The sequence below is a fragment of the Curtobacterium sp. HSID17257 genome (assembly GCF_003989515.1).
GTDB lineage: Bacteria > Actinomycetota > Actinomycetes > Actinomycetales > Microbacteriaceae > Curtobacterium.
The window spans coordinates 1-9,558 of the sequence record NZ_RBLU01000117.1; the positions used below are offsets into that span (position 1 = coordinate 1).

The 9,558-nt window shown below is 73.2% G+C and carries 9 protein-coding genes; 6 read left to right on the forward strand and 3 right to left on the reverse strand.

Going from position 1 to position 9,558, the window contains the following annotated elements:
• From D8M35_RS13855 to D8M35_RS13865, 3 genes are all read left to right on the forward strand, one after another.
• Window positions 1-963 (forward strand): molybdopterin molybdotransferase MoeA (locus D8M35_RS13855; RefSeq protein ID WP_148113379.1); only part of this gene is annotated, 963 nt, incomplete at its 5' end.
• A 108-nt stretch (window positions 964-1,071) separates the two neighbouring features.
• The gene (fdhD, locus tag D8M35_RS13860; RefSeq protein WP_126892379.1) at window positions 1,072-1,938 is read left to right on the forward strand and encodes a formate dehydrogenase accessory sulfurtransferase FdhD; all 867 of its coding nucleotides are present in this window, start codon (window positions 1,072-1,074) and stop codon (window positions 1,936-1,938) included.
• 38 nt (window positions 1,939-1,976) lie between these two features.
• On the forward strand, window positions 1,977-4,238 hold the full coding sequence (locus D8M35_RS13865; protein ID WP_126892385.1) for an FdhF/YdeP family oxidoreductase: 2,262 nt from the start codon (window positions 1,977-1,979) through the stop codon (window positions 4,236-4,238).
• Window positions 4,239-4,485: 247 nt separating this feature from the next.
• Here D8M35_RS13865 and D8M35_RS13870 read toward each other — a convergent pair whose 3' ends face one another.
• The 3 genes from D8M35_RS13870 to D8M35_RS13880 form a co-directional block, all read right to left on the reverse strand.
• Window positions 4,486-4,995, reverse strand: a complete 510-nt coding sequence (locus D8M35_RS13870) for a hypothetical protein (protein WP_126892380.1) — start codon at window positions 4,993-4,995, stop codon at window positions 4,486-4,488.
• A 174-nt stretch (window positions 4,996-5,169) separates the two neighbouring features.
• Entirely contained in the window at window positions 5,170-6,765 is a 1,596-nt protein-coding gene (locus D8M35_RS13875; protein WP_126892381.1) for an MFS transporter, read from the reverse strand.
• Window positions 6,766-6,895: 130 nt separating this feature from the next.
• Entirely contained in the window at window positions 6,896-7,120 is a 225-nt protein-coding gene (locus D8M35_RS13880) for a PLDc N-terminal domain-containing protein (RefSeq protein WP_202976566.1), read from the reverse strand.
• A gap of 102 nt (window positions 7,121-7,222) precedes the next feature.
• On the opposite strand from D8M35_RS13880, the gene D8M35_RS13885 reads away from it, so the two are divergent.
• The 3 genes from D8M35_RS13885 to D8M35_RS13895 all read left to right on the forward strand — a co-directional run.
• On the forward strand, window positions 7,223-7,639 hold the full coding sequence (locus D8M35_RS13885; protein WP_161972673.1) for an HIT family protein: 417 nt from the start codon (window positions 7,223-7,225) through the stop codon (window positions 7,637-7,639).
• A gap of 106 nt (window positions 7,640-7,745) precedes the next feature.
• The gene (locus D8M35_RS13890; RefSeq protein ID WP_126892383.1) at window positions 7,746-8,177 is read left to right on the forward strand and encodes a hypothetical protein; all 432 of its coding nucleotides are present in this window, start codon (window positions 7,746-7,748) and stop codon (window positions 8,175-8,177) included.
• 1 nt (window position 8,178) lies between these two features.
• Window positions 8,179-9,558 (forward strand): FtsX-like permease family protein (locus D8M35_RS13895; protein ID WP_126892384.1); only part of this gene is annotated, 1,380 nt, incomplete at its 3' end.

Below are 9,558 nucleotides of genomic sequence, written 5' to 3' on the forward strand. Positions count from 1 at the left end.
TGTGCCGGGATCGTCGCCGGAGCCCTCCCCGCCACCGAGCGACTGGCCGCCGGGCAGGCCCGGCCCATCACCACGGGGGCGCCGGTCCCGCCCGGAACGGAGGCCGTGGTGCGCTCGGAGGACGCCGCCGTCGACGTCCACGGCCGCCTGGTCCGCCACACGTCGTCCACGCGTCGTCACGTCCGGCCCGCCGGCGAGGAGGTCGCCGTCGGTCAGGTGCTCGTCACCCGCGGGACCGTGCTCACCCCACCCCGGGTCGCCCTCGCCGCCGCGTCCGGCGTCGACGACGTGCTCGTCGCCCCCGCCCCGACCGTGCGGGTGGCGGTGCTCGGGGACGAGATCGTCGGTTCGGGCGTCCCACGCCCCGGGCAGGTGCGCGACGTGTTCACGCAGACGCTGCCGACGGTGCTCCGCACGTACGGCGCCGAGCCGGTCGCCGCGGAGCGAGTGGCGGACGACGCCGACACCACCGCCCGGGTGTTCGACGCGGCCCGCGAGCGCCTCGTCGTCACGACCGGCGGCACCGCGGGGTCGTCGACGGACCACGTCCGCGGAGCGCTCGACCGGATCGGGGCCGAGCTGCTCGTCGACCGTGTCGACGTACGGCCCGGGCGCCCGATGCTGCTGGCGCGACGCGGGACGACGGTGTACCTGTGCCTGCCCGGCAACCCGATGGCCGCGATGGTCGGGCTCGTGCTGCTCGGCGGGCCGCTCGTCGCCGGGCTGCTCGGTCGCCCGCTCGAGCCGACGGGGTCGGTGCGGCTCGCGGTCGCCGTACCGAACGACCGCCCCGGCGGGCTGGTGCTCGCCTACCGGACCACGCCGGACGGCGTCGTGCCGGCGTCCCACCAGACGTCGGCGATGCTGCGCGGCCTGGCCGATGCGGACGGACTGATGGTCGTGCCGGCCGGGGGCGGCGTGGCGGGCGAGGACGTGCCTCCCGTCCGACTGCCGTGGGTCTGACCGACGCGGGCCCGCCGCTCCGCCTGCCGGCCTGAGGACCGGCTCAGCCGCGCCGACCGGGAGCGCACCGCCCTGGCGGGTGCCGGGCATGGGTGGTAGACCCGGAGCATGAGCCGGATCACGGCGCGGAAGCGCGTCACCCGCATCACCGTCGCGACGTCCCGGTCGGTGCGCGACGACCTGCTCGCCGTCGAGGAGCCGCTGGAGATCCGCGTCGGCGGGAACTCGCTCGCGATCACGATGCGCACCCCGGGCAACGACGTCGACCTCGCCGCCGGATTCCTGGTGTCCGAGGGCGTGATCGCCCGCGGCGACGACTTCGCCGCCGCCCGCTACTGCGCCGGGGCGACGGACGAGGGGCTCAACACCTACAACGTGCTCGACGTGACGCTCGCGCTCGGCGTCCCGGCACCGGATCCGAGCCTGGAGCGCGCGTTCTACACGACGAGCTCGTGCGGCCTGTGCGGCAAGGCGAGCATCGACGCGGTGCGGACGACCTCGCAGCACGCGGTGCACCACGACGACCTCGTGCTCGACCCGGCGCTGCTGGCGACGTTCCCCGACCGGCTGCGTGAGGCCCAGGACGTGTTCGAGAAGACCGGCGGGCTGCACGCGGCCGCGCTCTTCGACGGCGCGACGGGCCGCATGCTCGTGCTCCGTGAGGACGTCGGCCGGCACAACGCCGTCGACAAGGTGGTCGGGTGGGCCGTGAAGGAAGGACGTCTGCCGCTGAGTGGGACCGTCCTCATGGTCTCCGGGCGTGCGAGCTTCGAGCTGACCCAGAAGGCCTCGATGGCGGGCATCCCCGTGCTCGCCGCCGTCTCCGCCCCGTCGTCGCTCGCGGTCGACCTGGCGAAGGAGGTCGGCATCACGATCGTCGGCTTCCTGCGCGGCCAGAGCATGGTCGTCTACAGCCGCCCCGAACGCATCACCGAACCAGCACCAGCCCCTCGAGAGACCGTGAGCGCACCGTGACCGAACAGCCCCCGAAGGACGACGTGACCGACGCCGAGATGACCGTCGGCGAGCCGAAGGACTGGGCGGCGGGCGTGCCCGGTGTCCTGCACTCGATGGGCCCCGCGCTCGAGCAGCTCGGGGCGGCCCGCACCGCCAAGCTCATGCTGTCGCTCAACCAGAAGGGCGGGTTCGACTGCATGAGCTGCGCCTGGCCGGACCCGGACAAGCGCAAGACCGCCGAGTTCTGCGAGAACGGCGCCAAGGCGGTCGTGTGGGAGGCGACGCCGGTGCTCGTGCCGCGCACGTTCTGGGCGGAGCACTCGGTCCACGACCTGGCCGACAGGACCGAGTACTGGCTCGGGCAGCAGGGGCGCCTGACCGAGCCGGTGTGGAAGCCCGCCGGCGGGGACCACTACGAGCCCGTCAGCTGGGAGCGGGCCTTCCGGATCATCGCGGACAAGCTCAACGGTCTCGACTCCCCCGACCAGGCGTCGTTCTACACGTCCGGGCGCACCTCGAACGAGGCCGCCTTCGTCTACCAGCTGTTCGTCCGGGCGTTCGGCACCAACAACCTGCCCGACTGCTCGAACATGTGCCACGAGTCGACGAGCCTGGCGATGGCCGAGGTCGTCGGCATCGGCAAGTCGACCATCGCGTACGACGACTTCGAGCACACCGAGCTCATCATCGTGATGGGGCAGAACCCCGGCACGAACCACCCGCGCATGCTCACCGCGCTCGAGGACGCCAAGAAGAACGGTGCCGAGATCGTCGCGGTGAACCCGCTGCCCGAGGCGGGGCTCCGCCGCTACAAGAACCCGCAGCGCGTCCGCGGCGTCGTCGGCCACGGCACGCAGATCGCCGACCAGTTCCTGCAGATCCGGCTCGGCGGGGACATGGCGCTCCTGCAGGCGCTCGCGAAGCGCGTCGTGCTCGCCGAGCAGAAGACCCCCGGGGTGGTGGACCGCGCGTTCATCGACGCGCACACGAGCGGGTACGACGCGTTCGTCGAGCACATCCTGCAGGTCGACGACGACGAGGTCGTCCGCGCCACCGGGCTGACCGTCGAGGAGATCGACGAGCTCGCCGAGCGCTACCTGCACTCCGAGCGGACCATCATCACGTGGGCGATGGGCATAACCCAGCACACCAAGTCCGTCGACACGATCAAGGAGATCATCAACCTCCTGCTGCTCCGCGGGAACATCGGGCGTCCGGGCGCCGGCGCCTCACCGATCCGCGGGCACAGCAACGTGCAGGGCGACCGGACGATGGGCATCTGGGAACAGATGCCGGACTCGTTCCTCGACGCCCTGGCGAAGCAGTTCCACTTCGAGCCGCCGCGTGCGCACGGGGTCGATGCGCTCAAGGGCATCACGGCCATGCAGCGCGGGGACATCAAGTTCTGGATGGGCATGGGCGGCAACCTCGTCGCCGCGATCTCCGACAGCCAGCTCGCCGAGGCCGCCTTCCGTGGCACCGAGATGACCGTCCAGGTGTCGACGAAGCTGAACCGGTCGCACGCCGTCGTGGGCGAGGAGGCCCTGATCCTGCCGACGATGGGCCGCACCGAGATCGACGTGCAGGCCGCCGGCCCGCAGTTCGTCTCCGTCGAGGACACCGTGTGCTCGGTGCACGGCAGCCACGGCCAGGTCCCGCCGGTCGCCCCCGGCCTGCTGTCCGAGGTCGCGATCGTCTGCGAGCTGGCGAAGGCCACCCTCGGCGACCGGGTGCCGGTCGACTGGCAGGGCATGCGCGACGACTACGACGTGATCCGCGACCACATCAGCCACGTCGTACCGGGCTTCGACGACTACTCCCGCCGCGCCGGCAGCAAGGAGGGCTTCGTCCTGCCGAACGGCCCCCGCGACTCGCGGACCTTCGCGACGGAGACCGGCAAGGCGATGCTCACCGTGAACGAGCTCGAGCCCGTCGAGCGACCCGAGGGCACCCTGCTGCTGCAGACCCTGCGTTCGCACGACCAGTACAACACGACGATCTACAGCCTGAACGACCGGTACCGCGGCATCAAGAAGGGCCGCCACGTCGTCTTCGTGAACCCGGACGACCTGGTCGAGCTCGGGCTGACGGACGGGGACACGGTCGACATCGAGACCGTGTGGGACGACGACGTCGAGCGGGTGCTCCGGGACTACCGGGTCGTCGCGTACCCGAGCGCCCGCGGGTGTGCGGCGGCGTACTTCCCCGAGGCGAACGTGCTCGTGCCGCTCGACAGCGCGGCGATCGGCAGCAACACCCCGGTGTCGAAGGCCGTGCCGGTGCGACTGACGAGGGTGGCGGTGCCCGCCGGCGTGTGACGCGCTCCGGCCGGGTCGCACGCGTGTCGGTCGGGGTCCGGTCGGCACGCGTTGTGCGTCAAGATCGCTGTCGTTCGACAGCGGTCGTGTCGCATCTCTCGTCGCCGGAGCCGCACGCGCGGCTGGTGCGACGAAGCGGTCGTCGTACGACAGCGGCGATGTCGCAGAACGCGCGCCGTCGCCGTGCGCCGTCGCCGTGGGCCGTAGCCGTTCGTCGGGTGCCGCTGCCGGGCTGCGCGCGACGGCCTCAGCGCGGGTCGGCGACCTCGCGGGGCTCCGTGATCCGCTCCCCGGTCTGCGGGTCCCAGCCGATGGTCCTCGGCTCCTGCACCCGCGGACGCCGCTCGACGCGGGGGAACCAGGGTCGCGCCGACGGCAGGAAGAGCAGCACCGCCGCGGCGACGACTGCGACGGACTCGAGCGTCGACCAGGTCGGGCTCCCGACGGCCACCGTGACCAGCGCGTTCACGACGGCGAGCGCCCCCAGGACCCCGAGCCAGATCCGCGCGGTCCCGGAACCGCGCCACACGAGCAGGGTCGCCCAGGCGAGCAGCGCGCAGATCCCGACGCCGAGCACGCCACCGACGAGGGCTGCGGGCAGCGCGCCGGGTTCGTCCAGCGCGAGACGTACCGAACCGATCACGACGGAGACGACCCGTACGACGAGCACGACCGCCCAGATCACCACGGCTGCGGTGACCACCGTCGGTCGCCGCCCCGGTCGGCCGGTCTCCTGCACGCGTTCGTCCGTCGTCACTGTGCCCCCTCTCGTCGCTCGCGAGCTCGGCGCCCGCACACCGCGACGGTAGCGGAGCCGGGGCGTCGTCGGCCAGCCCCCGACGGCGGTGCAGCGCACGGACGGGAGGCACGGTGCCCGCTGGCACCGTGCCTCCCGTCCGTCAGCTGGTCACCGTCCGCCGGACGCGCCCGTTCAGACGGACGCTTCCGTCCCGCGGACCTTCCCCACCACGACGTCGACGATCCCGGCGACGAGCGCCGCCGCGACGAACACCAGGGAGACCCCGAGGCCGAGCGGCAGCCCCTGCGAGTAGTCGCCCTTCGTGCTCGCGAGCGACGAGTAGAACACGCTGCCCACAGCGGCGATCCCGATCGCCGAGCCGACGCGGGCACCGACCTGGATCAGGCCGCCGGCGGAACCGCCCTGCTGGACCGGCACCTCGGAGAGCGTGAGCGTCTGGTTCGGCGAGATGGTCAGACCCGACCCGATGCCGGCGACCAGCAGCGGCAGCACGAGCCACCAGCCGAGGTCCGGCCCGTAGTGGTCCGCCACGACCCAGATGACCGCGCCGAGGCCGATGAGCACGAGCACGGTGCCGACCACGATGAGCTGCCGGCCGAAGCGGTGGACGATCCGGCCGCCGATGGTCGACGCGATGCCGGAGCCGATCGCGAACGGCACCGACGCGACACCGGCGAGCAGCGCGGAGTACTGCAGGCCGGACTGCAGCGCGAGCGTCAGCACGAAGAACAGCGGAGTGAAGCCGGCGAAGTACACCGTCGCGAGGCCGACGCCGAGCGAGAACGACCGACGACGGAACAGGCCGAGGTCGATCACGGGCTCGTGGCTCCGGCCGTAGCGGCGTTCCCACAGCACGAACAGCACGGCGAACACCACCGCGGCGACGACGAGCCACCACTTGGCGGGGCTCTTCCACTGCTCGGACTGCACGAACGGCAGCAGCAGCGCGACGACCGCGGCACCGAGCAGCACGATGCCGACCGGGTCGAAGTCGTGCTTCTGGCCACGCTCCGCCTTCGGGGTGGTGGGCAGGTAGCGGAAGGCGAGCAGGATCGTGACGAGCCCGACGGGCAGGTTCACGAAGAAGACGAACCGCCAGCCGTTCTCGGTGCCGAACGCCGTGATGAGCAGGCCGCCCACGAGCGGGCCGATCGCGGTGGCGATGCCGACGGTCGCGCCGAACAGGCCGAAGGCGGTCCCGCGCTCCTTGCCGCGGAACAGCTGCTGGATGAGCGCGGTGACCTGCGGGGTGAGCAGGCCGCCGGCCAGGCCCTGCACCAGCCGGGCGACGACCAGCACGAAGCCGTTCGGGGCGAAGCCGCAGAGCGCGCTCGCGACGGTGAACAGTGCGACGCCGACGACGAACATGCGCCGGCGCCCGACCGCGTCGCCGAGGCGACCGCCGGGCACGAGCAGCAGTCCGAAGGCCAGGGCGTAGCCGGACAGGATCCACTGGACGGCCTCGGGTGTCGCGCCGCTCAGGCCGCTCGAGATGGACTGCAGTGCGACGTTGACGATCGACACGTCCAGCAGCACGATGCCGCCGCCCAGCAGGCAGATGACGAGTGCCTTCCAGCGGTTGGGGTCCGGCGCGTCGTCCTGCTGCTGGCCGTGGTGCTCCTGCTGGCCGTGGTGCTCCGGCTGGTCGGGGTGCGGCTCGGCCTGCGGCGCCGACGGGGGCTCGGCGGTCGCGGCGTGGTTCGCGGTGTGGTGCGCGACGGTGGGAGCCGCATCGGGCTCGACGGGTTTGCGGTGTTCGGCTGCCATGACGATCCCACGCTAGGCCGGGCCGTCAGGGCCATCCGCAGGCTGTGCGGTTCTTGTCCCCCGGCCCGGGCCGAGGGGCGCACGGGTCAGGCCGGCGGACGCACCGGCGCGGCGCGGACCGGCCTGGTCGTCAGCGGTCCGCGCGCTGCAGGCCGTCCGCAGCCTTCCCCAGCAGCCAGTTCGCCGCCCAGCCGAGCACACCGACGACCGGCACCAGGACGATGACGAGCGTCCAGACGACCTTGACCGCGTCGCTCCGCCGTCGGTCGCGCCAGACCTGCACCAGCGCCAGCACGTCCAGGGCCAGCAGCAGCACGAGCACCAGCACATGGGCGCCAGCGAGGTTCTCGAACACGTCGTCCTCCTCCACGTCGTCGGACGCCCCACGCTAGGACGCACCCCGTCCCTCCCGCGTCCACCGCGCGGACGACCTCGACCCGTCCACCAGACTGGGGCGATGGAGTCGTGCGCGTTCTGCAGCATCATCGCCGACCGGGAGCCGGCGACCTGGGTCGAGCGCGAGGAGCACGCCGTCGCCTTCGCACCGCTCCCGGAGTCGGCGCTCGCCCCCGGGCACACGCTCGTCGTGCCGGTCGCGCACACCGCGGACCTGCTCAGCGCCGATCCCACCTCGCTCGCGGCCTGCACGGCCCTGGCGCGGCGGGTCGGCCTCGCCATGCGGGGTGCCCTCGGCGCGACCGGGACCGTGCTGCTGCAGGCCTCCGGCGCCGACGCCGGGCAGAGTGTGCCGCACCTGCACTTCCACGTGGTGCCCTGCTGGCCGGACGACGGCACGACGCACTGGCCGGAACCGCCGTCGGTGCACGTGCACGACGGCGATCCGCACGCCGACCTGCGGGCGATGTTCGAGTAGGCGCTGCGCCGGATGTCATCCCGGAGGAGCACGTCGGTCCTCCGCTGTGCCGATCTTCGAGTGGGCGCGGATGCGCTGTGATCGGGTCAGACACGAAAGGCTCGACATGCCCCGCTCCACGATCACCACGCCCCTGACCCTCGGCGTGCTCGCCCTCGGCGCCCTGACGCTCTCCGGCTGCTCCGCCCTCGGTGACGTCGCCCACGACCGGGTGACCTCCGAGGCCGCGACCCGCGCCGACCTCGACGCCGCACCCGACTGGCTGCCGTCGGACGCCCGCGACATCACCTCCGTCGCCGGCACCGGCGGCAAGGCCTCCGAAACGACCCCGACGACGCTGGTCTTCACGAGCACCGACGGCGTCACCGACGACACCTGCCGCACGGCCCCGCGGCAGTCCGCGCCGACGATGGACGTCGAGGACGCCCCGGACGTCTACGGGGCGGAATCCGTGCTCCGGTGCGGCCCGTGGTCGATGACCTCGAAGGGCGACCGGTGGATCGCCTGGACCCCGAACCCGGGCGACGGCGGGTCCTGACGTGTCCCGCCCGCGCGGCCGCCACCGAGCGGCCGGGCGCGACGGCAGGTCGGCGAACGCCGCGCAGCCCGTCCGCCCACACCGTCGCGCGCCCCAGCTCGGGGAGCACCGGGCGACCGTCGGCGTCGCAGCCCTCTCCGCGGGTCTCGGCGCCCTCGTCGTCACCGGCGCCGACGCCGCACACCGCGTCGTCGAGCTCGGCGAGCGCACCGGGTCGAGCGCCACGGTCGCCGCGATCCTGCCCGTCGTGGCGTGGGTGTTCATCGGCATCGCCCTCTACGTCAGCGCCGTCGTCGCGTCGAACACCTGCGCGACGGTCATCGCCGGGCGTACCCGCTCGCTCGGACTGCAACGTGTGCTCGGCGCCACCGGTCAGCAGCTCCGCTGGCAGGTCACCCGGACCGGGGCGACCTGCGGGATCGTCGGCGCCGCCGTCGGCACCGTCCTCGGTGCGGTCGTCGCGGACGCCGCGCTCGCCGTCGCCGCGGCCGCGGACGTGCTCCCGCCGCTCGGTGTCCTCGCCCCGCCGTCGCTCGTCCCGATCGGGCTCCTGGTCGCCGGCATCACGACGGTCGCGTTCCGCATCGGCTCCCGCGCCGTGCTCACGATCTCCCCGCTCCGCGCGCTCGAGGCCGGCGTCGAGGCCCCTCCCGGCACGACCCGCTCCGTCGGACGCACGGTGACCGCCGGCACACTCTTCCTGCTCGGCTCGGCGGGGCTCGGCGTCGCGCTGGTCCTCGGCGCGACGAGCGTCGACTCCCTGCTGCTCGCGGTGGCCTGCGGTGCGCTGTCGTTCACGGGCGTCCTCGTCGCTGCGCCCCTGCTGCTCCCGGCCGTGCTCCGTCTCGCGGCGTCGGCATCGTCCCGCTCCGTCGTGCCGGCGATGGCCGCGCGGAACGCGCTCCGGGCGCCGAAGCGGACGGCCCGCGCCACGGTCGGAGTGCTCATCGCGGTGACGCTCATGGCGACGTTCTCGGTCGGGTTCTCCACCTACGCGGACATGCTGCAGGGCCAGGCGGCGGACGACCCCGAGTACTACCGCGGCATCCAGGAGCAGTTCGACCAGCTCGCGGTCATGTTCACCGGCCTCGTCGGCGCCGCCGGGCTCATCGCCGCCGCCGGGGTCGTCGCCGTCACGGCCCTGACGATCGCGCAGCGCGGACGCGAGCTCGGACTGCTCCGGGTGGTCGGTGCGACGCGGCAGCAGGTCCGTGCGCTCGTGCTCGCGGAGACCGCCATCACCGTCGCGGTCGCGGTCGTCCTCGGCGGGCTGCTGGGCACCGCGTACGGCTGGGCCGGCGCCTGGACACTGCTCGGTACGACGAAGGGCGCCGAGCTCACCGCACCCGTCGTGCCGGTCTGGCTCGTGGTCGTCGTCGTG